The sequence below is a fragment of the Desulfurivibrio alkaliphilus AHT 2 genome, from assembly GCF_000092205.1.
In the GTDB taxonomy this organism is placed as follows: domain Bacteria; phylum Desulfobacterota; class Desulfobulbia; order Desulfobulbales; family Desulfurivibrionaceae; genus Desulfurivibrio; species Desulfurivibrio alkaliphilus.
Genome location: NC_014216.1, coordinates 2,297,534 through 2,322,376 on the forward strand (window position 1 = coordinate 2,297,534; position 24,843 = coordinate 2,322,376).

24 protein-coding genes are annotated in these 24,843 nt (G+C 59.9%); 17 read left to right on the forward strand and 7 right to left on the reverse strand.

Annotated features, from left to right (window positions below):
* Nucleotides 1-2: 2 nt before the first annotated feature.
* Both DAAHT2_RS10060 and DAAHT2_RS10065 read right to left on the reverse strand, forming a co-directional pair.
* Nucleotides 3-626 carry a FlgO family outer membrane protein gene (locus DAAHT2_RS10060; protein ID WP_157861462.1) on the reverse strand — a complete coding sequence of 208 codons (624 nt, stop codon included), beginning with the start codon at nucleotides 624-626 and terminating at the stop codon, nucleotides 3-5.
* Nucleotides 627-975: 349 nt separating this feature from the next.
* Nucleotides 976-1,827, reverse strand: coding sequence for a nitrilase-related carbon-nitrogen hydrolase (locus tag DAAHT2_RS10065; RefSeq protein WP_013164182.1), 852 nt, complete (start codon nucleotides 1,825-1,827; stop codon nucleotides 976-978).
* Nucleotides 1,828-1,938: 111 nt separating this feature from the next.
* Here DAAHT2_RS10065 and DAAHT2_RS10070 point away from each other — a divergent pair, with 111 nt between their 5' ends.
* Genes DAAHT2_RS10070 through DAAHT2_RS10080 form a run of 3 tightly spaced genes read left to right on the forward strand, consistent with a single transcriptional unit; the run spans nucleotide 1,939 to nucleotide 5,812 of the window.
* Complete coding sequence (locus DAAHT2_RS10070; protein WP_013164183.1) at nucleotides 1,939-3,855, forward strand: ASKHA domain-containing protein; 1,917 nt, start codon at nucleotides 1,939-1,941, stop codon at nucleotides 3,853-3,855.
* A 26-nt stretch (nucleotides 3,856-3,881) separates the two neighbouring features.
* Nucleotides 3,882-4,682, forward strand: coding sequence for a glycosyltransferase family protein (locus tag DAAHT2_RS10075; RefSeq protein ID WP_013164184.1), 801 nt, complete (start codon nucleotides 3,882-3,884; stop codon nucleotides 4,680-4,682).
* Entirely contained in the window at nucleotides 4,664-5,812 is a 1,149-nt protein-coding gene (locus DAAHT2_RS10080) for a DUF2786 domain-containing protein (RefSeq protein WP_013164185.1), read from the forward strand. Before DAAHT2_RS10075 ends, DAAHT2_RS10080 begins: the two co-directional genes overlap by 19 nt.
* Before the next feature lie 24 nt (nucleotides 5,813-5,836).
* On the opposite strand, the gene DAAHT2_RS10085 is transcribed toward DAAHT2_RS10080, so the two are convergent.
* The gene (locus tag DAAHT2_RS10085) at nucleotides 5,837-6,643 is read right to left on the reverse strand and encodes a DUF3786 domain-containing protein (protein WP_013164186.1); all 807 of its coding nucleotides are present in this window, start codon (nucleotides 6,641-6,643) and stop codon (nucleotides 5,837-5,839) included.
* Nucleotides 6,644-6,908: 265 nt separating this feature from the next.
* Here DAAHT2_RS10085 and DAAHT2_RS10090 point away from each other — a divergent pair, with 265 nt between their 5' ends.
* The 8 genes from DAAHT2_RS10090 to DAAHT2_RS10125 all read left to right on the forward strand — a co-directional run bounded on the left by DAAHT2_RS10090 (nucleotide 6,909) and on the right by DAAHT2_RS10125 (nucleotide 14,524).
* Complete coding sequence (locus DAAHT2_RS10090) at nucleotides 6,909-7,316, forward strand: PilZ domain-containing protein (RefSeq protein WP_157861463.1); 408 nt, start codon at nucleotides 6,909-6,911, stop codon at nucleotides 7,314-7,316.
* Between the two features lie 41 nt (nucleotides 7,317-7,357).
* A complete protein-coding gene (locus DAAHT2_RS10095) occupies nucleotides 7,358-8,815 on the forward strand; it encodes an HD-GYP domain-containing protein (protein ID WP_013164188.1) in 1,458 nt (485 codons plus the stop codon).
* Nucleotides 8,816-9,030: 215 nt separating this feature from the next.
* On the forward strand, nucleotides 9,031-9,723 hold the full coding sequence (locus DAAHT2_RS10100) for a DUF1538 domain-containing protein (RefSeq protein ID WP_013164189.1): 693 nt from the start codon (nucleotides 9,031-9,033) through the stop codon (nucleotides 9,721-9,723).
* Nucleotides 9,724-9,749: 26 nt separating this feature from the next.
* Entirely contained in the window at nucleotides 9,750-10,478 is a 729-nt protein-coding gene (locus tag DAAHT2_RS10105; RefSeq protein WP_013164190.1) for a DUF1538 domain-containing protein, read from the forward strand.
* Nucleotides 10,475-11,179, forward strand: a complete 705-nt coding sequence (locus tag DAAHT2_RS10110) for a P-II family nitrogen regulator (RefSeq protein ID WP_013164191.1) — start codon at nucleotides 10,475-10,477, stop codon at nucleotides 11,177-11,179. The genes DAAHT2_RS10105 and DAAHT2_RS10110 overlap by 4 nt, the downstream gene beginning before the upstream one ends.
* A 190-nt stretch (nucleotides 11,180-11,369) precedes the next feature.
* The gene (locus tag DAAHT2_RS10115) at nucleotides 11,370-12,260 is read left to right on the forward strand and encodes a dihydropteroate synthase (RefSeq protein WP_013164192.1); all 891 of its coding nucleotides are present in this window, start codon (nucleotides 11,370-11,372) and stop codon (nucleotides 12,258-12,260) included.
* Between the two features lie 125 nt (nucleotides 12,261-12,385).
* The gene (locus tag DAAHT2_RS10120) at nucleotides 12,386-12,961 is read left to right on the forward strand and encodes a type I restriction enzyme HsdR N-terminal domain-containing protein (RefSeq protein WP_013164193.1); all 576 of its coding nucleotides are present in this window, start codon (nucleotides 12,386-12,388) and stop codon (nucleotides 12,959-12,961) included.
* A 213-nt stretch (nucleotides 12,962-13,174) separates the two neighbouring features.
* On the forward strand, nucleotides 13,175-14,524 hold the full coding sequence (locus tag DAAHT2_RS10125; protein WP_013164194.1) for a class II 3-deoxy-7-phosphoheptulonate synthase: 1,350 nt from the start codon (nucleotides 13,175-13,177) through the stop codon (nucleotides 14,522-14,524).
* Between the two features lie 14 nt (nucleotides 14,525-14,538).
* Here DAAHT2_RS10125 and DAAHT2_RS10130 read toward each other — a convergent pair whose 3' ends face one another.
* Entirely contained in the window at nucleotides 14,539-15,147 is a 609-nt protein-coding gene (locus DAAHT2_RS10130) for a hypothetical protein (RefSeq protein WP_013164195.1), read from the reverse strand.
* A gap of 55 nt (nucleotides 15,148-15,202) precedes the next feature.
* Here DAAHT2_RS10130 and DAAHT2_RS10135 point away from each other — a divergent pair, with 55 nt between their 5' ends.
* Nucleotides 15,203-16,156 (forward strand): tRNA glutamyl-Q synthetase, encoded by a 954-nt coding sequence (locus DAAHT2_RS10135; RefSeq protein ID WP_013164196.1) that lies wholly within the window; start codon nucleotides 15,203-15,205, stop codon nucleotides 16,154-16,156.
* Here the strand turns inward: DAAHT2_RS10135 and DAAHT2_RS10140 are convergent.
* Nucleotides 16,143-17,027, reverse strand: coding sequence for a hypothetical protein (locus DAAHT2_RS10140; protein WP_013164197.1), 885 nt, complete (start codon nucleotides 17,025-17,027; stop codon nucleotides 16,143-16,145). The two genes, DAAHT2_RS10135 and DAAHT2_RS10140, sit on opposite strands and share 14 nt — an antisense overlap.
* Nucleotides 17,028-17,115: 88 nt before the next feature.
* A complete protein-coding gene (locus DAAHT2_RS10145; protein WP_013164198.1) occupies nucleotides 17,116-18,792 on the reverse strand; it encodes an MBL fold metallo-hydrolase in 1,677 nt (558 codons plus the stop codon).
* A 328-nt stretch (nucleotides 18,793-19,120) separates the two neighbouring features.
* On the opposite strand from DAAHT2_RS10145, the gene DAAHT2_RS13975 reads away from it, so the two are divergent.
* The 5 genes from DAAHT2_RS13975 (at nucleotide 19,121) to DAAHT2_RS10170 (ending at nucleotide 24,117) form a co-directional block, all read left to right on the forward strand.
* Nucleotides 19,121-20,254, forward strand: coding sequence for a peptidoglycan DD-metalloendopeptidase family protein (locus DAAHT2_RS13975; protein ID WP_013164199.1), 1,134 nt, complete (start codon nucleotides 19,121-19,123; stop codon nucleotides 20,252-20,254).
* 125 nt (nucleotides 20,255-20,379) lie between these two features.
* Complete coding sequence (locus DAAHT2_RS10155) at nucleotides 20,380-20,874, forward strand: GatB/YqeY domain-containing protein (RefSeq protein WP_013164200.1); 495 nt, start codon at nucleotides 20,380-20,382, stop codon at nucleotides 20,872-20,874.
* Nucleotides 20,875-20,883: 9 nt separating this feature from the next.
* Nucleotides 20,884-21,651, forward strand: coding sequence for a ComF family protein (locus DAAHT2_RS10160; protein WP_013164201.1), 768 nt, complete (start codon nucleotides 20,884-20,886; stop codon nucleotides 21,649-21,651).
* A gap of 62 nt (nucleotides 21,652-21,713) precedes the next feature.
* Nucleotides 21,714-22,823, forward strand: coding sequence for an S-methyl-5-thioribose-1-phosphate isomerase (gene mtnA, locus DAAHT2_RS10165; RefSeq protein ID WP_013164202.1), 1,110 nt, complete (start codon nucleotides 21,714-21,716; stop codon nucleotides 22,821-22,823).
* 640 nt (nucleotides 22,824-23,463) lie between these two features.
* The gene (locus DAAHT2_RS10170; RefSeq protein ID WP_157861464.1) at nucleotides 23,464-24,117 is read left to right on the forward strand and encodes a hypothetical protein; all 654 of its coding nucleotides are present in this window, start codon (nucleotides 23,464-23,466) and stop codon (nucleotides 24,115-24,117) included.
* A gap of 36 nt (nucleotides 24,118-24,153) precedes the next feature.
* Here DAAHT2_RS10170 and DAAHT2_RS10175 read toward each other — a convergent pair whose 3' ends face one another.
* Complete coding sequence (locus DAAHT2_RS10175; protein WP_013164205.1) at nucleotides 24,154-24,843, reverse strand: HAD family hydrolase; 690 nt, start codon at nucleotides 24,841-24,843, stop codon at nucleotides 24,154-24,156.

A 24,843-nucleotide genomic window follows, 5' to 3' on the forward strand; every position in this document is an offset into this window, starting at 1 on the left:
ATTCAGAATTCCAGACGCTTCAGATACATCGGCTCGGGGTCCACGACTACGTCGCTGATCGGATCAGCCAACAGCGCCTCCACCACCGGGGTGCGCGGTACCAAAACGGTGGCCGAGGCCAGCAGTACCCCGGTACGATTGTTGATGATCCTGGCATTGACAATGACCTGCTCGGCGGTGGCGGTATAGGTCCCGGTCAGCATCGCCGCCGCTGCTACCGACTCCCTGATCTCGGCGGGGTTACGGGAAAGGCCGTACTCGCCCCGCTGTTCCTGAATGCGCACTTCCCGGCTCTGGCGCAACTCCACCACCGGCACCCGGCGCTGTTGCAGGTTGTTCATCAACTGCTCCGCCAGGTAACGGCCAAAGGAGGTGGTGCGGGTCAGTTTTCTCTGGTCGACAAAGGAGAGAACGATCACCCCGCCCCGCAAATCGCCGTACTCCGGGTCCGGCTCAGCAAGGCTGGCAAAAAGCTGTTCACTGAGGTTGGTCACCTGGTGGTATAGACGCGCCACCTCATCGCTTGTCCCCACCGCCAAGGCCTCGGGGCCGGAGGGCGCCCGGGCCTCGCCCGATGAGGCTGCCGCCTGGATCGGCAGCAGCCACAGGCCGGCAAGTAACAGCAAGGGCAACCAGGCCGCAACTGGCCGATAAACCCGCCTCGACCACCGCCTAAAACCGGCCCAAAGACTGAATGAAAGACTGTATTTTTGCTGGCTCCTCATGCCTTCTTCCTCAAGTAACGCTTGTGCAGCCATCCAAGCCTGTTTGCTTCAGGCCCGTGTGCTCTGGGCCCATTTGCTCCAGCTCGACGGCTTGGCAAAGCCTGCGTGTTTACGGGACCATCGAAGATCACCCGATTCTGTCTTCAGTCATCGGCCGACTGGGCGGTTTCCTTGAAAAAAAAAGTGCGCCCCGGGGTGCCGTTTCGCCCCGCACCAACCAGCGCAAGCTCAAGGTGGCTGAAGGTCGCCATCAGGCAGCAGCGATCCCGCCGGCGGTCTGAAAAAAGGATCGCACCGCGTTTAAGCGGGCAAAGTCCAGCGGGGCCAGCAGGCCGCTTTCCTGCTCGGCGGCTTCCGCCAGCAGTTCGCCGTCCGGGGCAACAATGGCTGAACAACCGGCAAAATCGGTATCACCCACCCGCCCGCAGGTATTGCAGGCCACCACAAAGATCTGATTTTCAATGGCCCGGGCGCGCAGCAAAATCCGCCAGTGCTCTTGCCGAAGCCGCGGCCACTGGGCGGCAACCAGCATAACGGCACCCCCCCGCCGCACTTGGGCGGCGGTCAGCTCGGGAAAGCGCAGGTCGAAACAGACCAGTCCGCCCACCGGCCCCGCCGGACCGGCGATGGGGCCGCTCAGCGCCCCGGGGCGAAAATATTCCGGCTCCCCCATGGGGGCAAACAGTCGCTGTTTATGATAACTGCCCACCACCCCCCGGGGGCCGACCAGATACAGGGTGTTGTACGGTAAATGCGACGGCGAGGCCGCCGGCGGGGCTTCGGGCAGGCTGCCGGCCAGAAAAATATCATAACGGTGAGCCTCGGCGGCCAAGGCGGCCAGCAGGGATGGGGTTTCCTCCACCATCCCGGCCAGAGCATGATAGGCAAAGCCGCCGGACCACAGTTCCGGCAGCAACACCAGGGTCCCCGGGGGCGGGGCCAGGGCGGCCAGCCGTTTCTGCACCACCGCCAGGTTGGCGGCAGGATCGCCGAAGCGCACCCGGAACTGGAGCACACCGGCCCGGGGCGGCCAGGCAACCGGCGCCGCCGACGGCCATCCTGGCGCTGCTGTTTTGGGGGAATGTTGATCTGCTCTGTTCATCAAAATCACCTGTAAAAAATCGCAAGACGCTTAGTCGCCACCCAACTTCGACGCTGCCCCGGCATTTATGGTGCTTGACAGTTGGCCCAATCCTGATATTTTGCCTCCACCATGAAAACTATACAATTTCTGCCGGATAATGTCTCCATCGAGGTGGAGGAAGGGGAAAATCTGCTGGCCGCTGCCGCCCGGGCCGGGGTCTATGTCAACGCCTATTGCGGTGGCGATGGGGTTTGCGGCAAGTGCAAAGTGGCGGTGGAGTCCGGCGAGGTGGAGTCGGGCAAAGCACGCCTGAAAAACGATGATTACGCCGCCGGCCTGCGTCTGGCCTGCCAGAGCCGGGTCAAAAGCGACCTGGTGGTAAGGATCCCGGAAGCCATGGGCAAGGACGGCAAGGCCCTGAAGCGCAAACCCGCCGCCACCCGCACCATTTCCGCCCGCTCTCTGGATCAGCTCATCGGCGACTGGCACCTTGACCCGCCGGTGGAAAAGCGTTTTCTCAAACTCGATCCTCCCACCATGGAGAACAATATTCCCGATCTCCAGCGGCTGATGCGGGCCATCCGCCAGGATTGCCACGACTGCAAGGAGCCCACCTTCGATCACCCCGACTTGCTCAAGGAGTTGCCCTTTACCCTGCGAGAGGCCGGCTGGCAGGTAACGGTGATTTTGCTCAAAGGCCGCCGGGCCGAGGAACCGGCCCGGATCATCGCCGTGGAACCGGGCGACACCACCGCCAGCCTGTACGGCCTGGCAGTGGATATCGGCACCACCACGGTCTGCGGCATGCTGGTCGACCTTAACAGCGGCAAGATCATCGCCGAGGCCTCGGCCTACAACGACCAGATCTCCTGCGGCGAAGACGTCATTTCCCGGATCGTCTACTCCCAGCGGGGCGACGGCCTGCGCACCCTGCAGGGCAAAGTGGTGCGGACCATCAACAACATTATCGAAACGCTCTGCAAGACCGTGATCATCAGCCCCAGCGACATCAGTTATATCATGGCGGCGGGTAACACCATCATGAGCCATCTGCTGCTGGGGCTGGACCCCAAGTTTATCCGGGAAGCGCCCTATGTACCCACCTGCAGCCATTTCCCCCTGACCAAGGCGGCGGAACTGGGGGTGCTGGCCCACCCTTCGGTGCGGCTTTTTCTCTACCCGGCGGTGGCCAGTTATGTGGGCGGCGACATCATCGCCGGGGTGCACGCCTGCCGGATGTATAAAAGCCCGGAATTGACCCTGTTCATCGACATCGGCACCAACGGGGAAATCGTGGTGGGCAATGAAGAATGGATGGTCTGCGCCGCCTGCTCGGCCGGCCCGGCCTTCGAGGGCGGCGGCATCCGCCATGGCATGCGGGCCAACTCCGGGGCCATCGAAAACTTCCATATCCACCCCGAAACCCTGGAGCCGATGATCATTACCATCGACCGCATCAAGCCTTGCGGCATTTGCGGCTCCGGCCTGATCGCCATCGTGGCCGAACTGCTCAACGCCGGGGTCATCGACCCCCAGGGCAAATTCAACCGCAGCCTGGAGCACCACCGGATCCGCCAGGGTGAAGATGGCTGGGAATACGTGCTGGCCTGGGGCAAAGACGCCCTGCTGGGCCAGGATGTAGCCATCAGCGAGGTTGACCTGGACAATCTGATCCGGGCCAAGGGGGCCATGTATGCCGGCTATCAAACCCTGCTGGAGTCGGTGGGCATGGATTTTGCCGATTTGGACCGGGTGATTCTGGCCGGCAATTTCGGCGCCTACATCGACCTGGAACGGGCCATCACCATCGGCCTGCTGCCGGATATCCCGCGGGAGCGCTTTTTCTACCTGGGCAACGGCTCTTTGCTGGGCTGCCGGGTCAGCCTCAGCGATAATCAGCGTTTCCGGGAGCGGATGCTGGTCTCCGAGCTGGTCACCAACCTGGAATTGGCGGAAAACGCCCAGTTCATGGACCATTACATGGCCGCCCTGTTCCTGCCCCACACCAACCTGAGCCTGTTTCCCACGGTGGCCAAAACGCGCTGAGGGCAGGTACCGGTGGAGCAGCTTTTATGGCAATTGACGTCGATATCTCCTTCTGCCTGGCGGAACCGGTCACGGCGGTCGAATTACGGGGGTTTCTGGCGGCCGTGGAAGAACATGCCGACCCGGTGGCCTACGAGGTTATCGTCGCCGGGCTGGACTGCTCGCCACAAAGCCCGGAAGGACGGAGCCTGCAGGCCGATTTTCCCCAGCTTACCATCTATGAAAACCCGCCGCCCACCCCTGGCCGCCGCCTCAACCATGCCATGGGACTGGCTGTCGGCCGCTATCTGGCCCCTTGGTCGCCCCGGATCTACCCGCTGGCCGGCTGCCTGTTCAACCTCGTGCAATTCATGGACGAAAACCCTGAAAGCGGGCTGGCTGCTCCCCGGTTGCTCGACAGCGACAGCCACCTGCTGCCATCCCGCCGCCGAGTTCCTGGGCTGGCGGTAATTTTGCTGCTCCATACCCTGCTGGGCGGCAGCGGCTTGGGCGGCCCGTTGCTTAAACGCCATTACCATGCCGGCGAACCGCCGGTATTCCAGCAGGCCGCCGCCGGTTTTCTGAGCGCTCGCGCCCTGCTGCTGCGCAGGGAGACCCTGGAGGAGATCGGTCCTTTCGACGAGGGCTTTAAAATTTTTTATTTCGATGCCGATTACTGCCGCCGGGCCGCCAAGGCCGGCTGGCACTGCCACTACCTGGCCGGGGCGCCGGCCCGTGATCTGGCGCCGGAGTGCTTCTATCTCGATTTCATCCGGCGCACCAGCCCCCCAGGCCACCTGGCCGATGCCACCAGAGTGCTACTGAAAAAATGGCTGCAGATCAACTGAACTGGCAACGCCAACTGCTGCGGGAACATGAGCAGCTTTGCCGCTATTACCGGCTTTCTTTGCCCACCCCGCTGCTGGTCATCAGCGATGGGGCGAGCCGGGCCGGCGCCTGGCGCTCCCAGCCCTTTCCCGGGGTCATGCAGATCGCCGCCTGGCTGATCCGCAAGCATGGCTGGGAGGTGGTGCTGGAGGTACTCAAACATGAGATGGCCCACCAGTATGTGGACCAGGTTCTACAGCCATTCAACGAGCCGCCCCATGGGCCGGCCTTTCGGGAAGCCTGCCGGCGCCTGGGCGTCCACCCCCTCTTTCGCCGGGCCGGCGGCGCCATCCCGGAGCAACTGGCCGCCGGCCGACCCGCCGGATTTTGCTCCCCGGTGCTGAACAAAATCGAAAAGCTGCTGGCCCTGGCCGGCAGCGCCAACGAACACGAGGCCGCCCTGGCCATGGCCAAGGCCGGTGAATTAATGCGCCGGCACAACCTGCAGCAATTGCCCAACCGCCGCAATGCCGCCGGTATCGCCCCCGACGATGGTTGCGACTACCTGGTAATCAGCACCGGCCGCCGCCGCCGGCCGCCGCACCATCTCCACCTGGCCGCTTTGCTGCAAGATTTTTTTTATGTAAAAACCATTAGCTACCAGCTTTACAGCCCGGCTCACGACCAGCTGCACCGGGTGCTGGAACTGCTGGGCCGCCGGGAAAACCTGGCCGTTGCCGAGTATGTCTTTCACTTTCTGGAAGAGCGGTTACCCCACCTCTGGCAGCAGCACCGGCGGCTTACCCGGACCCCGGGGCGGGAGAAAAACTCTTACTATATCGGGGTGCTAAGTGGCCTGAGAGATAAACTGCAGCGCCAGGAGGGGTGTGCCGCCAGCCGCCGGCCAGGACCGGCGGAGAGCGGCGGTCAAAACCGGGAGGTAACCTGCAGCAGTCTGATCTGTGCCGGCGACCGGGAACTCCAGCACTTTTTCAGCCAGCGTTACCCCTATCTGCGCAACATCCGCGGCCGCGGCCGCAAACTTTACGCTTCCAGCTACCAGGCCGGCCAGGAGGAAGGGAGCCGCCTGATTATCCACCAGGGGCTTACCCAGCGTCAGGGCAACCGGGGCAAGCTGCTGAACAGGTAAGCGGTCACGGGGGTTAACATCCGTTCAGCAGGCAGACTGGCGCTTGAGGATTTTTTCCACCATGGCGGCCATCCCGGTGCCCAGAAAGTGCAGCATCTCCGGGTTGGCGTTCTGTTCGGCGCAGCGGTCAAAGGTGATCCGCAGGGCCGACGCCAAACCCTCTTCCGGGGGTTGGTAGGCCAGCCGGAAGGGAACCATCGGCAACGGGTAAAAGATCATCTCCCGGTTCTCCTCGCTGCTTGCCGGGCTCTCCACGGCTCCAAACATTTCCAGCAGGGCAAAAAAATCTGCGCTGTAGGCGTCGGCCAGTTGTCGCAGGGGCTCCTCGCAGCGCTTGGCAAACAGCGCCGCCCCCGCCTGTCCCCCCGGCAGGCCGGCAAAGGGCAGCCACTCGCCGGTGGCCTCCTTCCCTTGGCAAACCAGCAGGTAGCGCAACAGTGGCAGCTGAATCCAGGGGTTTACATGACACTGGGAGGCCATCCGGCCATCGGGCTCAAGAAAAAAATCTTTGCCCAAACAGGGAATGGCCAGCCGCTCACCCTGTAGGCGCCCTCCCACCCGAGCCGCCGTCTGGGGGTAATCCAGCGCCGCCACCTGGGCCTGCAGTTCGGCGGCCGCCTCTTCCTGCTCCTGATCAAGTCCCCGCCGGGGTTGCAACTCCGCCTCCAGGCGGGCCAGCACCTCCGGCGCCAGGGCCGGGCACTCGGCGGCTCGCTTGTCCCCCCGAATTACCGCGGCGGCAAAGGCCATACAGGAGGGCAAAACGCAGCGACCGCAATTATCGCCGGGCAACAACTTGTACAACGCGTAGGGATTATTTTTTACCGACATGAATTTCTCCAGCTACCTGCTTTTTCCGGTCCGACGGCTATGGGGACCGGATAAAGGTTAACTTATCGTAATATTTCTTGGAAAACCAGTCAGGATTGGTTATCATGGTAATTAACCGCCGGTTGAGTACCCCCGGCGGCGGGCATTGTCGCACCCTGCAAAATCACCTTTTTGGGTGATGCCTCACCCCACTGATTTCTGTTACGCTTGCCGTTATGGGGATCAAGTAAATTGCGAGGAGGGCTGTTTCATGCAGGGTAACACAATGGCAAGACAAAAAAACCTTAATCATGTTCCCCGGCAAGACCGTAATCGGTTGCTGGAAGGACTGGAAGTCTACGACTACGACAACGGCGAGCTACTCGGGTACCTGGTGGAGATCAGCCACCAGGGAATGCAGCTTAATAGCCGCCGGGCGATGATCCCGGCCCGGCGTTATCGGATGCGCATCAAGCTGCCACCGGACCATTTCCCCTCGCCGGAACTGCATTGCACGGCCGTAACCCGCTGGAGCCAGCCCGCCGGCAGCGAGGGTTTTCAAGCGGGTTTCGCCCTGGCGGAATCTTCCACCGAAATTCTGGACACCATCTGCAAACTGATCAATATGTTCGGTTTTCAGGAGCGCGAAACAAGATTTCTGGCCACCTTGCAAGAGTTTGACCGGCGCTGCTGAACCCCTATGATTTGCCGTCCACAAGCATCAGGCCTTCACCCATGACACAAAACATCAACACCGGGTCATCACTTGGGCAACAGTCTGCGGTCACCGCCAACGGACCGCCCATGATCTCCATTGACCGCTTGATCGACCTGGTGCGCCAGGGAGGGACGGTCCGCACCGGGGTGGATATCGTCAGCAAGCAGGGCAAACTGCTGCTGGAAAAGGATGTTCCGGTAACCGATATTGAAACCCTGGAGCGGGTGAAACGGCTGGGTATCGGCCAGATTCCCATCATCGCCACCGCCAAAGGCGGCATGTGGGACGCCCAGGGGGTGCCGCTGGCCTTACCGTCTTCACCGCCGGCCACGACGCCGGCCAATGCCGTTCCAGGGCGTCGCCCTCGGAGTGAAATCGACCAACAGCTGCAACAGATCACCGAAATTAAAGAAATAGCCACCGCCAAGTACGAAAAGGCCAAAGGCTGCATTAAACAAGCCTTGCACTCCATTCAGCAAAACGACGGTGAGTTTGACGTCTCCCCGGTGGCCGACATGGTGACCGACCTGGTGGATTTCGTCTCCCAGAACGAAAACTCCTTTTCCTACATGACCCGGGAGATTTTCTCTTACGACGACTACCTCTACAACCACTCCATCAATGTCTGCACCATCGGTACGGTGGTGATGAAAAAATTTAATGAAAACTTCAGCGCCGCGGTCAACACCTTCCTCAATAACACCCCGGCCACCGTGTTCGATGACAAGGCAGGCAATGAGCACTCTTTCAGCTACTTCCAGCCCGCCGAATTACGGGACATTTCCATCGGGTTTTTCATGCACGACCTGGGAAAAGTGTTGATCGACCCCAAAATACTTAACAAAAACGGCAAACTGAGTGAAAGCGAGTTTGAAGAAATAAAGACCCATACCGCCGAAAAGGCGATGACCGTTCTCGAAAAGAACTGCCTGGCCAACCCCTATATCACCAACGTCTGCCTCTACCACCATGCCAAACTTTATGACGATGAACCCCGCTGCTATCCCGAGCGGGTTCACACCACCGTCCCCCCCTATGTAAAGGTTTGCAAACTGGCGGACATTTACGATGCCATGACCTCCAAAAGGGCCTACAAAGAGGCACTAAACCCGGTGGGCGTGGTAACCGAAATCTTCAACCACTACGCCAGGAAGGATCCGCTACTGCAGTACATTTTGCACTCATTTGTCAGCTCGGTGGGTATCTATCCGCCGGGCAGCGTGGTGGCCCTCACCGATGGTCGCCAGTGCTACGTGCTGGACAGCAAAGGCCCGGTGCTGCTGCCGATTACCGACGACAACGGCAGAACCTTAAACCAGAAACAGGATCCCATTAAAATGGTCAAGGGCGTGGCGAAGCCGGATATCAAGATCGATCGCCGTCGACCGCCTTTGGCCCCCTTGGCGGCCTACAAAATTCTGCCCGACTATCTCCGCCGCATCGTCAAACCTCCCGGCACCGGTGAGGCGTCTTAGAAAAAAACCAAGCTGCAGCCAGCCGGCTCCCGGATGCTTTTTTACCTGGCTTTGACCGCCTTTTTTCGTTACCATTACCGGCGGGTAACTTTTATCACTCCCCTTTGGCCTGTGGCGTAAACGCCGGCAATTGCGTTGTGCATTCTTGCTCGCCAAGCACCCCGCGATCGCTTACGCTCTAATTAACGGCAACAAGCTTATACCCTCTGGGACCGATGCAAGACATCAAGGAAACCGCTCAGGAAGTATTTTACGCCGTACTGCCGATTACGGCGGTGGTGCTGGTCCTGCAGTTCACCCTGATCTGGCTCCCTTTGGCCGACTTTTTACAGTTTATGGTCGGCCTGGTGATGGTCAGCACCGGGCTGACCCTGTTTCTGTGGGGGGTGCAGGTGGCCATGCTGCCCATTGGCGAGATGATCGGCTCCTCTTTGCCCCGGCTGGGAAAAAGCTGGCTGGTGGTTTTCTTCGGTCTGCTGCTGGGTTTTGCCGCCACAGTGGCAGAGCCCGATGTCCGGGTGCTGGCCATGCAGGTAGACCAGGTGTCAGGTGGTGATATCTCTCAAAATATCCTGATTTATACCGTGGCCGCCGGGGTGGCGTTTTTTGTGGGGCTGGCCATGCTGCGCATCATCCTCAGTATCCCGATTACCTACCTGCTGGTTACCGGTTACGCTTTAGTGTTCCTGCTGGCCGCCTTCACCCCCGCCCACTTCGTCCCGGTTTCCTTCGACGCCGGTGGGGTGACCACCGGCCCCATGACCGTGCCCTTTATTTTGGCCCTGGGGGTCGGGGTGGCGTCGGTGCTGGGAGGCAAGACCGCCTCCGCCGACGGTTTCGGGCTAGTGGCCCTGGCCTCCATCGGCCCGATTCTGGCGGTTATGCTGCTGGGTATTTTTTACAACTAGCTAATCCCCCAAGGTGAGATCGCGGCGTGGAAATTAAAATATTTGCTGGATTCGGCCATATCTTGCTGGAGGTGGGGTTTGCCCTGTTACCCCTGCTGGGCTTTTTTCTTTTTTTCCAAATTTTCATTTTACGTCTGCCCTGGCCCCAGTTATTAAACATCCTGAAAGGGCTGGTGCCGACCTTTCTGGGGCTGGCGCTTTTTCTGCAGGGGGTTAAAGTAGGATTTTTCCCCGTGGGCTCCGAAATGGGGGCCATCCTGGCCGGGATGCACCACAACTGGCTGCTGATACCCATCGGTTTTGTGCTGGGCTTTGTCGCCACCTTCGCCGAGCCGGCGGTGCGGATCCTCAACCTGGAAGTGGAAAAGACCTCCAGCGGCTCGATTCCGCAGAGCATTATGCTTTACACCTTGTCTCTGGGGGTGGGTCTTTCCATCGCCATCTCCATGGCCCGGATGCTGCTGGGGATTCCCCTGTGGTATCTCATTATTCCCGGCTACCTGCTGGCCATGCTGCTGATGCGTTACTCCAGCAAAACCTTTACCTCCATCGCCTTTGACTCGGGAGGGGTGGCCACCGGGCCCATGACCGTAACCTTTATCATGGCCGTTTCCGTTGGCGCCGCCGGGGTTATGGAGGGGCGCAATCCGCTGCTGGACGGCTTCGGAATGATCACCCTGGTCGCCTTGGCCCCCATTCTGGCCGTTTTGATTCTGGGCCTGCTGTTCAACCGCCGTCGGAGGGAACAGGCATGAACCATATTTCATGTTATAAGCTGTTGATAACCGTGGTTAGAAAAGGCCGGGCCAAAACCATCGTGAAGGCCTCCAAGGAGGCGGGAGCTGAAGGGGGCACCACCTTCATTGGCAAAGGCATCGGCATTTACGAAAAAAAATTTTGGGGTATTCCGGTAAATCAGGATAAAGAGATAGTTTTCACCCTTTTTCCGGAAAAAATAATCGACCCTCTGTTCAACGCGGTGACGGAAGCGGGCCGACTTGAAGAAACCGGCCAGGGTATTGCTTTGGTCATCGACGTAACCAACCTGGCCGGTATTGCTCATTTCTGTGATCTGGACGCCAAAAAGAGGCACAACATGCAACAGGCAAGCGGTTTTGAACTGATCGTAACCGTAGTCAACAAAGGCAACTCCGAGGCGGTGGTCTCGGCCAGCAAACGGGCCGGGGCCGAAGGGGGTACCATCCTTTACGGCCGCGGCACCGGCATTCACGAAAAGGAAACCCTGTTTTCCATTCCCATTGAGCCGGAAAAAGAGGTAGTGCTGACCTTAATCGCGGCCGACAAAACCGAAGCGGTACTGCAGGCCATAAGGCAGGATACCGGCCTGGACGAGCCCGGCCGAGGCATCGCCTTTGTGTTGCCGGTGGACAAAACCACCGGCATCAAGCGCCTGGAAGCGGAAGCCAAAAGCGGTGGCGCTGTTTTTTCTTCCTGAACGTTTACCGAGCCAGCGGAACTTTTGCACATTCGATTGACATCCACACCATTTAAGGCTATTTTTCCACGGTTTCCGGCAGGGGTGACGTCAATCGACAGCGGTTGCACGTGCCCCGCAAGCAAAACGGTTTAATGCGAAATTCAGTTATTCGTTTAACCTTATTCAACGTTTTCCAAGGAGGGCATCAATGAAGGTACAGGCAATCGCCGAGAGCATCAATATCATGGGCACGCGCAGCGGGACGGCTATGAAGGAACGCAATCCCGGGCCGATTCAAGAAATGGCCAAAGAAGAGGCCGCCGCCGGCGCCTCTTTTCTCGACCTCAACATCGGCCCGGCCCGCAAGGACGGTACCGAGTTGATGCCCTGGGTGGTCCAAACCGTAGAAGCGGCCACCGACGTGCCGCTGTGCCTGGACACCACCAACGCCGATGCCATGGCCGCCGGGTTTAAAGCCCTGAAAAACAAGGAAGCGGCCATCATGAACTCCATTTCCGCCCAGCCCGAGCGGATGGAGAAACTGATCCCGGTGGCCGCCGAAGCCGGCTGCTACGTGATCGCCCTGCTCTGGGGCCCCGACGGCATGCCCCGCGACTCCAACGAGCGGGCCGCCATGGCGGTTGACTTGATGATGGCCCTCACCGAGGCCGGGATCCCCAACGAAAAAATCCTCTTTGATCCCATCGGCACCCCCATCACCCTGGGGGCCGACCAGATCAACTCGGGGCTGGAGTTCATGAGCATGCTGCAGGAGATTGCCCCGGGCTCCGGCTCCACCGTGGGCCTGTCCAACGTCAGCAACGGCGTGGCCGAGCACCTGCGCAAGTACCTGGATCGCACCTACCTGATTATGCTGATGAAATACGGTATCACCACCGCTATCGTCAACTCCTACGATGAAGAGCTGATGGCCATCTGCAAAGGCGAGCGCCAGGAGCTGGTGGACATGGTGCACGGCATGATGGACGGCAACGACCCTGATCCGGCCACGCTTTCCGGCACCGCCCTGGAGCATTACAAGACTTACAAGGTGCTCTCCGGCCAGAACGTCTTCTCGGAATCCTGGCTGGAACTATAAGCGGCTAAACGGGATAATTGCAGTATCCGGGAGGGGAAGAGACCACAGCAGACTCTTCCCCTTTCTCCGTTGGTACGACAGTTCCGGAATCGCGCTGGTAATCATGATGAGTTGTTTTAGGGGCCATGGCGAAAATTGACTCCCACCATATGATTTACGGTCATCTCCAGGACTTTCTAACCGGAGAAACCCTGGTGGATACCGATGATGAGCGCTATCGCCAGCGCCTGGCCAGGCTGCTGGTGGAAGAGAAAGGCTTTGCCAAAGCGGAGATCAAGCCCCGGCTGAAGATTGAAACCTTGTTTGCCGGCCGCTTCGTACTCTCCCGGATCGACTTTGTGGTCAGCCTGGCCGGCCGACGCCTGATGTTGTTGCGTTATGGTCCCGGCTCCCTGGTTACCCGCCAGCGCCCGGCTCTGGCGGCGGCCCGGGTGCTGGACGCCGAGGGGATCATTCCCCTGACCGTGGTCAGCAACGGTCAGGATGCCGAGGTTCTGGACAGTTACAGCGGCAAGGTGCTGGCCCAGGGGCTGGCGGCCATTCCGGAGCGCCGGGAGCTGGAGCGGCAGGCGGCCAGCCTGGAAAACCGCCCCCTGCCCGCCGGCCGCCGGGAGCCGGAGTTACGCATTTTAAACGCCTTTGATTACGAGGCCTGCTGCGCCGGTGATCCCTGCGCCCTACCCAACGCCCGCGAGGGGTAAATGGTAAGCGTTCAGCAGCACCGCATCTTCGGGCGATCAGCCAGGCTTACGTACTGATGTACGCTGCGCCTGGCTGATCGCCCGAAGATGCGGCACTGCTGAACGCTTACGGCCCATTATACCGGCAGGTTAGAACCCCTGGTGAACATTTACCACCTGTTTTTAGCTGCATGAAAGTGAAGGATTGATACCAAAAATAAATGGAGTTTTACCATGAGTGAACGTAGCAACTGGAGCAAAGATAGCTGGCACAGTTTCAAGGCCCTGCAACAGCCCAACTGGCCCGACGGGCAGGAGTTGCAAAGCGCCCTGGCCACCATTTCCGAGCTGCCGCCTCTGGTTTTTGCCGGTGAAATCCGGGATCTTAAACAGCAACTGGCCAAGGTTGCCCGAGGCGAGGCCTTTTTGCTCCAGGGAGGCGACTGCGCCGAGAGTTTTTCTTACTGCACCGCCCCGGCGGTGCGGGAGCTGCTTAAGGTTATCCTGCAGATGACGGTGATTTTGGGTTATGCCGGCGGCAAGCCGGTGGTCAAGGTGGGACGCATGGCCGGCCAGTACGCCAAGCCCCGTTCCGCCGACACCGAGATGGTCGACGGAGTGGAACTGCCCAGCTACCGCGGCGACATGGTCAACAGCAGCGAGCCCAACCCCGAGGCCCGGCGCCCCGACCCGCAGCGGATGGTCAAGGGTTATTTCCTCTCCTGCGCCACCATGAATATCCTGCGGGCCTTCACCCGGGGCGGCTACGCGGCCCTGGACCGGGTTCATGCCTGGAACAACGAATTTGTTAAAAACTCTCCCCAGGGCCAGATGTACGAACGGCTGGCCTCCCACATCGAGCAGGCCATCAACTTCATGCGGGTGGTGGGGCTGGACACCAACATGCCGCAACTCACCCAGGCCAGTTTTTTCACCTCCCACGAGGCCCTGCTGCTGGGTTACGAGGAGGCCCTGACCCGCCAAGATTCCACCACCGGCGACTGGTACGACTGCTCCGCCCACATGCTGTGGATCGGCGAGCGCACCCGCCAGGTGGACGGCGCCCATGTGGAATTTTTCCGCGGGGTCCACAACCCCATTGGGGTCAAAATCGGCCCCAGCCACGACATTGACGATGTTAAACGGCTGGTGAGCACCTTAAACCCGGATAATGAACCGGGCAAGCTGACCCTGATTACCCGCTTCGGGATCAAAAAAATCGCCGAAGGGCTCACCCCGCTGGTGCAAGCCCTGAAAAAAGAGGGGTTCAACCTGGTCTGGAGTTGCGACCCCATGCACGGCAACACCTACACCTCCTCCACCGGGCTGAAAACCCGCAATTTCATCAATATCCTGGAGGAAATCCGGGCCTTTTTCGAGATTCACTGGCAGGAGGGAACGGTGCCGGGCGGGGTGCATTTTGAAATGACTGGGGCCGATGTCACCGAGTGCGTGGGCGGCGGCCGGGAGATCATGGACCAGCAGCTGAGCCGCAACTACCAGACCATGTGCGACCCCCGGCTCAACGCCGAGCAGAGCCTGGAACTGGCCTTCCAGATTGCCGAAATGCTAAGGGAAAAATAAGGTGATCTAAGCGTTCAGGGGCGCCGGGGTGGTCCTTGACAGATCATCTCGGCAATACTTTTTTTCACCCGGGCCCGGGCCAGGGCAGGCAAGCCGTGGGCGGCCCCCAAGTCCTGTTCCAGTTGCGCCAGTTCCCGGAGCAGGGAGGCCCGTTCCACGGTGGGCACCTTGTCACGACCGGCAACCAGCTCCTGGCAACGAAAACAGCCGGGGAACTGCTGCCGCCGGCCATCGGGGAAAGTCAGGCTGGAGGGCACCCCGTGCAGGCGGCAGATCATCAGGCGATGATCATAGAGTATGCAGCGGCCCTCTTCATTCAAGGGGCACATGATTTCCGGCCGGCGGCCGGCGGCCAGCGCCGCCTGCTCCTGCTGCCGGTACGCTTCGGCCCGCCGTTGCACTGCAGCCAACTGCTCGGCGGGCAGAGCCCGCAGGCCTTCCCATAACCAGGCCCACTCCAGCCTGGTATGGTGGAGAAAGTAAGAGTTGCAGCAGTTATCCGGGCAGCCTTGGCAGGAAAAATCAAGCTGCCGGGCCACCACGTCATAGGCCTCCTGCATGCGGCGGTAAAGATCCCGGATGCTGGCCGCCAACTCCGGCGGAATAGTCAGTTCGTCGTTCATGCCGGCTATCTTACCGGATAAGTTAAGAAGCAGCAAGAAATCGAAGACACCCGCCATGCTCCGTTCCCGGCTCGCTCCCACGCCCAGCGGTTATCTCCACCTGGGCAACGCCGTCAATTTCATTCTTACCTGGCTGCTGGTACGCCGGGCTGATGGGCGGCTCAAGCTGCGAATCGACGATGCCGATGCCGGCCGCAGCCGGCCCGAGTACATCGAAGATATCTTCCGGCAACTTGAATGGCTGGGGTTGGACTGGGACCTGGGACCCGCCGGCCCCGATGAGTTCACCGCCCGCTACTCTCAGCTCCAGCGCCTGGAACGGTACCGGGCAGGACTGAACGCCCTGCAGGCGCAGCAGGTGCTGTTTTTTTGCCACTGCACCCGGCGACAGATCAAAAAAATCAGTGCCGACCACCTTTACCCCGGCACCTGCCGGTCCCGTTTCCAGGCCCCGGTGGAGCCGCACACGGTGCGCATCAGGGTGCCCCACCGGTGGGTCTTTGATCCCGCCTCCCAGGAAGCGGCCTGGCCTTTTGCAGCCGCCTGGCCAACTTCCGGCGAGCAGGCACCGAAGACCCTTCTTCGGGAAACGCCCAGCTTGCCCCCGGTATTGCTGGCCACCGAGATGGGCGACTTTATTCTCTGGCGGCGGGACAACCTGCCGGCCTACCAGCTGGCCAGCCTGCTGGACGACCTGGACGATGAAATCAACCTCATCGTCCGCGGCCTGGACCTGCTGCCCTCCACCGCCGCCCAGGTCTTCCTGGCCGAGCAGTTGGGACCGGCCGGTGCCGCCTTTCTTGGCGCCGAATTCCTTCACCACCCCCTGTTGACCGACCGGCAGGGACGAAAACTGGCCAAATCCGACCAGGCCCTTTCCCTGGCCGCCATGCGCGCCGCCGGCACCTCCCCGGCGGCCGTTTATCGCCGGGCGGCTCGCTTCCTGGGCCTGCCTGCCGACGAAATCAACACCCTGGCCGACCTGCTGGCCGCGGTCACGGCCCCTTGATTCTGGGCTGCTCCAGCCCCGGCGGCCCAGCGCTGAAGACCGTATAGGCATAGATGATGGCCAGGGCAAACAGGGCGGTGCCGCCGCCCAGCATGGCACCGATCATAGGCGGGGCAATCAGGGCCAGCCGCAGCAGCACCGTCACCACCGCAAACCCGGAGTTGCGAAAGGCCACCAGGTAACCGCGGCTGTATCGCAGGGAGATCAACACCAGCAGCACATCGCTGAAAACCAGCAGGGTATAGAATTTCTCGAAAATACTTTCCGGGTTGCCATGGAGAAAATATTCCCCGATATCATGCAGCACGATCACCACAAAGCCGGCCAGCAACAGCAGGGCGATGTTCTTTTTGGTAAGAATAAACCTCGTTTTGTCCACAATGCGGTCACCGCCGCTGGGATAAGTGCTGTGTACCCGATAATAAAAACCCAGCACCACAAAGATCATCAAGGCCCCCAGGGCCGACGAAACCATGGGTACCAGGACGGGTTCCACCTGCTCCCACAGCAGCGGTTCATCTAAATGACTGATTTCCTTGAAGGTGTTTCGTAGCAAAATCAGCGACAGGATTTCCAACTGCTTGCCCACCGAAATGGAAACCGACTTGGACAACGCCAGGGTCAACCCCACCACTTCCAGGATCAACAGCAGCGTAAAGGCCCACTCAATGGCCACCAGGTGATTGCTGGGAACCACCGCAGCCAACTGGGCGGGCAGCCAGCCCTGGCGATTGCCCTCGATGAGCAACACCGAACCGACAAAAAAGATCACCAGAAAAAAGGCGCTGCGCCGGCGCCCGGCAGCGCTTTCCCAGCCTTCTTCCAACCGGTCAAAGAGCCAGCCGCCATGGTTGATCAAGCCGTGTCGCATTTTACGCTCTCCTTCGCCCACCCGGGCGTCGGTAGGGGTTATCTTGTCAGTCCGTTATAAAACGGGGCTGGCTTTTGCAACTGTAGGGTTACGGTGCCGCCGGCAGGACAAGCCGGTAACGTTTCTGCGGTTCCGGCAACAATACCCTGGTTTGCAACTCCCGGCGATACCGTTGCGCCAGGTGCCGGCCCTTTTCCCCCTCCAGGTGGACCAGGAAAACCTTTTGCGGCGCGGTTTCGGCAAAGATGGTCAGCATCGCCGCCGGATCGGCATGGCCGGCAAAGGCGCCGGTCTGGTGAATGGCAGCCCTTACCAGGCGCCGCTGCGCGCCGATGGCCAGGCTCTCCGGCGGACGGTCGCCGGCGGTGAGGTGGCCGCCAAGGCTGTTCGGCGCCTGATAACCGACAAAATAAAAAACGGTGTCCGGATCTTCCAGGTAATCGAGCAGTGCCTGGCGGGCTGCCGAGTAATCAGCCATGCTTGAGGCCATGATGCCGATTTCACCCGGTTGCAGGCCCAGCGGGTTGTCCGGCTCATGGCCAACGCACTCATCTTTGTAGCCCGGGGGTAAAAAATCGGCCCGAGCCAGGGCCGGGGCGAAATAGCGGCCATAGTTTTGCCTGCCCGTCGCCGGGTCGGCGAGCTCAAGGCGATAACGACGGGCAAAATCGTCGTATAAACGCAACAGCCGGTTGGCGGCGGGGCTGCAAACCCTGATGACCTGGTGGGGTGGCAACTTGCCCTGGTCGATGGCCCGGCTCAACTCAAACATCACCTGCTGGCTGCGATCCAGGACTGCCGCCGGGATCACCACCCGTTTGCCGGCGTTGATCATGGCCGCCACCTCCCGCCGAAATTGTTGCCGCTGCCGGGCCAAATCGGCATCAGCCCGATCATAAAGCATGGTGCCTTCCAAAAACAGGAAGTCCACTTCCGTTGTTAAGACAGGGTTGGGGGGCAGCATAGGGGAGGAGCCGGCTCCGACATCACCGCTGAAGAGGATGCGGTAATCACCGTAGGTGAGCCGGACCATGGCGGAACCGGGAATATGGGGGGTCAGCAGAAACTCGGCCTGCAAGCCGGAGTCCGCCACCATCACCGGCCGGCCGGGATCAACCACCACCACCTGCCGGTCCAACCGTTGCTTCAGCTTTGCCGCCAGCTTGTCCCGCTGGGGTCGGGCCAGATAATACCCCTTGGCGGACAACTCTCCCCGCCTGGCCGTAAAATACACCCGGTTGTCCGGTTGCACCGTCCGATGACCGAAATCATACCCCTCCAGGTAAACGGGAATACGACTTCGGCCGGCATTGTGCCGGGAATAATAAAAGCGCTCCGGCCCCAAATCGGCAAAAGCCAGGTTGTCGGGCAGGGTTTGCCGGGCCAGTTCATAGGTTATTCCGGTCATGTAAATGGGACCCCGATAGCCTTCCCGCAACAGCAGGGGCAACCGCCCCAGGTGATCGGCATGAGCGTGGCTGATGAATACCGCCTGCACGGCCTCCACCGCCACTTCTTCCGGCCAGGGGTAGTTATCGCCATCCCCCCCGAAAAAAGTACCGACATCGATTAAAAACAGGGCGGCGCCGATTTCCAGCACATGCAAAGATCCGCTGACCACCCCCTGGCCGCCATAACCGCGATAGACCGGGGTCGGCTCTTCCCCGGCATCAGCCGCCCCGGCCGCTCCCGGGCCTGCAACCATCAACACCAGCACGGCCAGCCAGAATCCGCAACGCCCCAAAAAACACCACCCTGTTTGCATCTCGCACCACCGCTTAATAATCAATTACGCCAACGTGATTGCCATTTTACCGATAGCCCACGGCTACCGGTGCCCTGCTTCTTCCAAGTATGCCCAACCCCCTCAATAATTCAAGCGAATATAAGGTAAAGAGGTGCGTGCTACCCCGTGCACTCGTGATCAGTTACTAAGATGGAAGCAGCATGCTGCCGGGCGCGGAGGGCCGTAAAAACCGCCAGCGACGGCTTCCTGAAAATTGGCATGCAACCTGCATTAACCCTGTGGGCAGCCAATCGGTCCCTGCCGGCCATGGATAAATCGTCAAAAATATGAACAAAGGAATTTGAGCATGGATCTGACCACTATTTTTTCATCTTATCCTGCAAAACCTGGTATTTCCCGGCCCCACACGGCTACCGACCCGGTGGGCAAGACGGATTTTGCCGAAATGATGGCGGCCGGTCTCAGGCAACCGCCGGCGGCCGGCACTCCCTTCCGCCCTGACCAGGCCGGTCAGGGCTTGCCAAGGCCCGACGCAACGACGCCGGTTTGGCCGGATACCCCGGAACCACGGCCTTATACCGTCCGTCCCGGCGATACCCTGTCGGGTATTGTCGCCGGCAAGCTGCGGCAAAACAGCGTCGCCCATTCCCGGGGGGAACTTTACCGGCTGGTCAACCTGGTGGCCTCCGACAATAATTTGACTAATCCCGACCGGATTTTTCCCGGGCAAAAGTTGGACGTGGCCAGCATTCCGCAATTTGCGGCCAGCAACCGGTTGCCGGCCATTGCTACTCCCAGCGCCGTACAACAGCAGGGCACCAGTAGCGAGTTGCAGCCCCCGGCCATGGGGCGGATCAGCTCTTCCTTCGGCATCCGGCTGCACCCGGTCACCGGCCAGGAACAGCATCATGACGGGGTGGATATTGTGCTGCCCCATGGTACTCCCATTAAGCCCGTGGCCGCAGGGAGGGTAATTGCCGCCGGCGAAAACGGCAATTACGGCCTGACCGTGGATATTGACCACGGCGACGGCCTTACCTCTCGCTATGCCCATCTCTCACGGGTTCTGGTTGAGCCGGGCCAACAGATCCAGGCCGGGCAGACCATCGCCCGCTCAGGGGCCACCGGCCTGGCCAACGGACCGCATCTGCACCTGGAAATTCACCAGGACCGCCAACCGGTCAATCCCCTGGCGCTGCTGAGCCGTGACGACATTGAACGGGGACCGCTGCTGGCCGACGGGACCCGACCCGGCGACCCGGACCCGGAAACCGGTGAGTATACCGTGCAGCCCGGCGACACGCTGTCCACCATCGCCGCCCGGGAACTGCATCGGCGGGGAGTCGATTTCTCCCCGCAGGAGTTGTACCGGCAGGTGCAGCACCTGGCCGCCACCAACAACCTGAGCAATCCGGACCAGATTGTCTCCGGCCAACGGATCAATCTCAGCAGCCTGCTAAGCGACCGGTTCCACGTTTGATCCGCCCCGTTTGCCAGGCCGGTGGCCAACCCCCTTTTTGCTTGACGATGGCTTCCAATTACAGTCAATTAGCGGCAAGTTGCAGGGCTTGGCCTGCGGCATTAGCCTGAAAGGAACCAACAACCATGAATGCAGAAAGCTATACCTACGGCTGGAACGAAGAGCTGGAAACCTTCCTGCTGGTTAAACTGAAAAACGACCTTAAACAGGCCATGCGGGCCCATGATGAGCAGCGCAAAAACACCATCCGCCAGATTATCAGCGAGTTTCCCAAACTTACCGTGCCCATCACCCTTGAGTCTGGGAAAAAGAGCACCCGCCTGAAAAGCGACGAGGAGATTAGCAACGATGATATCCAGGGGATTATCAGCGGCCTGGTAAAATCGGAAAAAACCACTCTGGAGCTGCAGGGGCGGGAAAGCTCGCCCTATCTGGAAATTCTTTATTCCTACCTGCCACAGCCGGCCAGCGCCGCCGAGATAGAAGACTGGATTGCGGCCAACCTGGATCTTGGCCAGTTTAAATCCCCCATAGAGGCCATGGGGCCGATCATGAAACACTTCGGCAAAAAGGCCGACGGCAACCTGGTTAAGCAGATTCTAGCCCAAAAAACCGGGTGAGCAGCCACCATGGCACTTCGCTTGGCGACCATAGCGCAAGCGGTTTTCGCAGCCTGCCAGGACATTCTCTTTCCGTCCAGCTGCCTGGGTTGCCGAGCCCCACTGCCGGCCTCGCGACTGCCACTTTTCTGCCCGCCCTGCCGACAACAATTTCAGTGGCTGAACTCGCCGCTTTGCCCCGCTTGCGGCCGCCCCTGGCCGGCCGGCGCCGGGGAAGATCATCTTTGCGGACCTTGTCTGCAAAAGCCCCCTCTTTTCCAGCGGGCCCGCGCGGCGGTGGTTTACCGGGACCCGGTGGCCGCCGCGATTCAGGCTTGTAAATACCAGGGCGATCTCGCTGCCCTAAGCTCGCTGGCCGCGCTGGCCCTCCACTCCCCGGCCTTGGATGCAACCCGATCGGCGGCCATTGCGGCGTCCGGTTATGACTTTATTGTGCCGGTCCCGCTGCACTTAAAGCGCCTGCGTCAACGGGGGTTCAACCAGGCCTTGCTGCTGGCCCGGTCGATTTTTACCGCACAACAGGGCAAAATCCGCTTTGACCTGCTTAGCCGTGAACGTATGACCCAGCCCCAGACCGGGATGACCGGCAGCCAGCGGCGGCGGAACCTTAAAGGCGCCTTTGTGGCGCCGCAGCCGGCCATGGTCAGAAAACGTTCACTGTTGCTGGTGGATGATGTTTTTACCACCGGCGCCACGGTTAATGAGTGCGCCAAGGTGTTACGGCAGGCCGGCGCCGCCAGGGTGGACGTGTTCACCCTGGCCCGGGTCCGTGAATAGCCATACCGTTGCCACCAGCCCTTTTTTTCCCAGCGGGATATTAACGCCAAAGGATAGACCACATGAAAATCAACGGCCGTCACTATCGTACCATCTGGCTGGACAATGATGATCCTGGTTTGGTCAGGATTATCGATCAGCGCCGGTTACCCCATGCGCTGGTGCTGGAGGACTTGCGCACGGTTGATGATTTCTGCCGGGCCATCAAGGAGATGCATGTCCGCGGCGCCGGCCTGATCGGGGCCACCGCCGGCTTTGCCATGTACAGCGCTACCCTGGCCGCTTGCGGGGATGACTGCAACCAGTTTCTGCAACAGGCCGCCGCCGCTCTTAAGGCCACCCGCCCCACCGCCAGCAACTTGGCCTGGGCCGTGGAGCGGCAACTGGCAACTTTGCTGCCACTGGAAACGTTAGCTGCCAAACAGGCAGCGGCCAAAGCAACCGCCCAGGCCATTGCCGATGAAGACGCCGCCGCCTGCCGCATGATCGGCGAGCACGGGCGGGAGTTAATCGCCGCCATCAGTCGGCGCAAGGGTGGCCAACCGGTCAATATTCTAACCCATTGTAACGCCGGTTGGCTGGCCTTTGTCGATTATGGCTCTGCCACCGCCCCCATTTATGCCGCCCACCAGGCCGGCATTCCGGTCCATGTCTGGGTGGATGAAACCCGGCCCTGGCTGCAGGGGGCCCGGCTGACCGCCTGGGAACTGGCCGGCGAGGGGGTACCCCATACCCTGATTACCGATAATGCCGGTGGCCACTTGATGCAGCACGGAAAGGTCGACCTGGTACTGGTCGGTACCGACCGCACCACACGACAGGGTGATGTGGCCAACAAAATCGGGACCTACCTTAAAGCCCTGGCCGCGCAAGACAATTCCGTGCCCTTTTACGTCGCCCTGCCCTCTTCCACTTTTGACTGGCACTGCCGAGACGGGGTAAGAGAAATACCCATTGAAGAACGCTCCGGTGATGAGGTAAAATTCGTAACAGGTGTTAACCACCAGGGGCTGGACCAAGAGGTTTTAGTGGCGCCGGCCGCAACGCCGGCGGCCAACCCCGGTTTCGACGTCACCCCGGCACGACTGATTACTGCCCTGATCAGTGAGCGGGGGATCATGAAGGCTGAGGAGGCCGAGATTTTGCGACTATACCCTGAACAGCAAAGATAATTCGTGTGTACCGCAACACTTCATAGACCAGGAGAATAACAATGGCTGGCTCCGAACACCATCATGAACCCGAAGATCCCACGGTTTGCTTTAAGGCAGGTATCTTTTTTATTTGCGTCACGGTTGTCCTTGCCATACTGGCTTGGTACAATTAAACAACGTTATTGCGTGTTTTTTTATTGGGCACTAACAGCAGTATTTACTTGATAAAACCTACTGAGATCTGTATATTCGGAACAGATTGATATCAACAAAAGGTGACCAATTGTCTCCTGCACTCACCTGTAAATTGTAGCGCAAAATCAGCAGTATACTTTTTTGGACAAAAAAAGAAATGAAAACCTGGCAGCTTGGCATAGCCCTTCTGGGTGGCGCAGCTTTGCTGTCCGTGCCCGCCTTGGCATCGGCCGATGAAGCGGCAACGGACAGCAGTGGTGGCCTGTTCAGCACTTCAGTGCTGAGCCGCTTTTTGCCCTCTGCCGGCTCGCAAGAGGATGCTCCCCCCCGCCAGAGCCTGCCTACCCGTTTCAGCCTGGGTTTTTTTACCACTGGTCAAACTGCCCGCGCAGACACAGCACTCGAAGAAGATTTTTTAGCCTCATCTTATCTGCAGGACGGCCAGCCTACGCAAATCACTGCCTTGGCAAATTTTGGCTATGGTTCTTACTACGGGGTCTCTCGCCTGGACACCACCAGTCTTTACCTGTTGCCCGGTCTGGCCGGCCTGGATGAGCTGCCGCGCAGCAGCGAGGTTCCCCGAGATGAGAGCCTGGCTTTAAGCCTGGAAGCTGGAGTACGTCATCACGATCTCAACACCGGGGTACTCTACGCCTATCAGAGCGGCTACCCTGCTTTGCACCGTCCACACGGGGCCACCGCCCTGCCCTCCTATATCTTTACCCCCTTGGGTCCGTTGACCGAACAAAACCGTGACCAGCGTGGCCCCAATGGTCATGCCGTCTTTCTCTACCTTGGCTACAACCACTCACCCCAGCTGAATCTGCGGGGTAGCGTGGGGCTGGCCAAAACCGGAATCAACAGCAGCGATAGCGAGACCGGTCATCTGCTCAGCGAACAGAGCCGCCGCTGGGGGATTGACATCGCAGCAACATACAAGCTCCTCGACAACCTGGTCTATCATGCCCATCTGGGCTATGTCAGCATCGATGAAACCCCTTCCACCGCCGACGCTCCCACCCTGCACACCGGTAGCGACGCCACTCCCCAGTCCGCCGGCGGCCAAGGCCCCGATTCGATCTTTCATATCGGCAGCCATATCCGGATGACCTTTTAATACCTTTGCCTTTTTACCTGCACCCCTTCGCGACTGCTAATTTTGTGCCTGGCGATGGGAGGGTATCAGTTCACTGAAGTAGATAATGGAGGGGTACTTGCGGGAATAGATCCGGGGGGCCCGACTGCTGGCCCTGGCGACATGAATAAGCTGGCCCAGGCCATGGGTGTTGGCCGCATCCAGGACCCGTTCGGTGTCGTCGACCAGCATGGTGCGCTCTTTGTCGTAATTAAGCGAGCGCTCAAGCCGGGGCCAGAAATCGGTTTCTTCTTTGGCCAGTCCTATTTCTTCGGCGCAGACCACCTGATCCCAGTAGCCAGCCAGAGAGGTTTTCCCCAGCTTAATGGCCAGGGTTTTGTGGTGGGCATTGGTGACCAGGTAAATCTGCTTTTTTAGCCTCCGACAAAACAGCAAAAACTCGACAACATGAGGGTGAACCGCGATCAGCGCGTCCACCCGGCGTTTCAGCGCCGGGATATCCATCCCCAGTTCCTGAGACCAGTGGTCAAGGTCCGCCCAGGCCAAGGTGCCCTGCAATTGGTCAAATTTGGCCACCAGCCGGCGCCGGGCCTCGTCTATGTCCAGGTTATGGATCAAGGCGTAGTTTTCCGGCACATAACAGTGCCAGAAGTAATCATCAAAATGGCGATCCAGCAGGGTGCCGTCCAGATCCAGCAGCACGGTGCCAATGGCTTGCCAGTCTATTTGCGGGGTTATTCTGCTCAT

Coding starts and splice junctions, on each gene's coding strand:
- DAAHT2_RS10065 (WP_013164182.1), bottom strand. CDS start 1,827: ATGAACAGAGCAGATCAACATTCCCCCAAAACAGCAGCGCCAGGATGG.
- DAAHT2_RS10070 (WP_013164183.1), top strand. CDS start 1,939: ATGAAAACTATACAATTTCTGCCGGATAATGTCTCCATCGAGGTGGAG.
- DAAHT2_RS10075 (WP_013164184.1), top strand. CDS start 3,882: ATGGCAATTGACGTCGATATCTCCTTCTGCCTGGCGGAACCGGTCACG.
- DAAHT2_RS10080 (WP_013164185.1), top strand. CDS start 4,664: ATGGCTGCAGATCAACTGAACTGGCAACGCCAACTGCTGCGGGAACAT.
- DAAHT2_RS10085 (WP_013164186.1), bottom strand. CDS start 6,643: ATGTCGGTAAAAAATAATCCCTACGCGTTGTACAAGTTGTTGCCCGGC.
- DAAHT2_RS10090 (WP_157861463.1), top strand. CDS start 6,909: ATGGCAAGACAAAAAAACCTTAATCATGTTCCCCGGCAAGACCGTAAT.
- DAAHT2_RS10095 (WP_013164188.1), top strand. CDS start 7,358: ATGACACAAAACATCAACACCGGGTCATCACTTGGGCAACAGTCTGCG.
- DAAHT2_RS10100 (WP_013164189.1), top strand. CDS start 9,031: ATGCAAGACATCAAGGAAACCGCTCAGGAAGTATTTTACGCCGTACTG.
- DAAHT2_RS10110 (WP_013164191.1), top strand. CDS start 10,475: ATGAACCATATTTCATGTTATAAGCTGTTGATAACCGTGGTTAGAAAA.
- DAAHT2_RS10115 (WP_013164192.1), top strand. CDS start 11,370: ATGAAGGTACAGGCAATCGCCGAGAGCATCAATATCATGGGCACGCGC.
- DAAHT2_RS10120 (WP_013164193.1), top strand. CDS start 12,386: ATGGCGAAAATTGACTCCCACCATATGATTTACGGTCATCTCCAGGAC.
- DAAHT2_RS10125 (WP_013164194.1), top strand. CDS start 13,175: ATGAGTGAACGTAGCAACTGGAGCAAAGATAGCTGGCACAGTTTCAAG.
- DAAHT2_RS10130 (WP_013164195.1), bottom strand. CDS start 15,147: ATGAACGACGAACTGACTATTCCGCCGGAGTTGGCGGCCAGCATCCGG.
- DAAHT2_RS10135 (WP_013164196.1), top strand. CDS start 15,203: ATGCTCCGTTCCCGGCTCGCTCCCACGCCCAGCGGTTATCTCCACCTG.
- DAAHT2_RS10140 (WP_013164197.1), bottom strand. CDS start 17,027: ATGCGACACGGCTTGATCAACCATGGCGGCTGGCTCTTTGACCGGTTG.
- DAAHT2_RS10145 (WP_013164198.1), bottom strand. CDS start 18,792: ATGCAAACAGGGTGGTGTTTTTTGGGGCGTTGCGGATTCTGGCTGGCC.
- DAAHT2_RS13975 (WP_013164199.1), top strand. CDS start 19,121: ATGGATCTGACCACTATTTTTTCATCTTATCCTGCAAAACCTGGTATT.
- DAAHT2_RS10155 (WP_013164200.1), top strand. CDS start 20,380: ATGAATGCAGAAAGCTATACCTACGGCTGGAACGAAGAGCTGGAAACC.
- DAAHT2_RS10160 (WP_013164201.1), top strand. CDS start 20,884: ATGGCACTTCGCTTGGCGACCATAGCGCAAGCGGTTTTCGCAGCCTGC.
- mtnA (WP_013164202.1), top strand. CDS start 21,714: ATGAAAATCAACGGCCGTCACTATCGTACCATCTGGCTGGACAATGAT.
- DAAHT2_RS10175 (WP_013164205.1), bottom strand. CDS start 24,843: ATGAGCAGAATAACCCCGCAAATAGACTGGCAAGCCATTGGCACCGTG.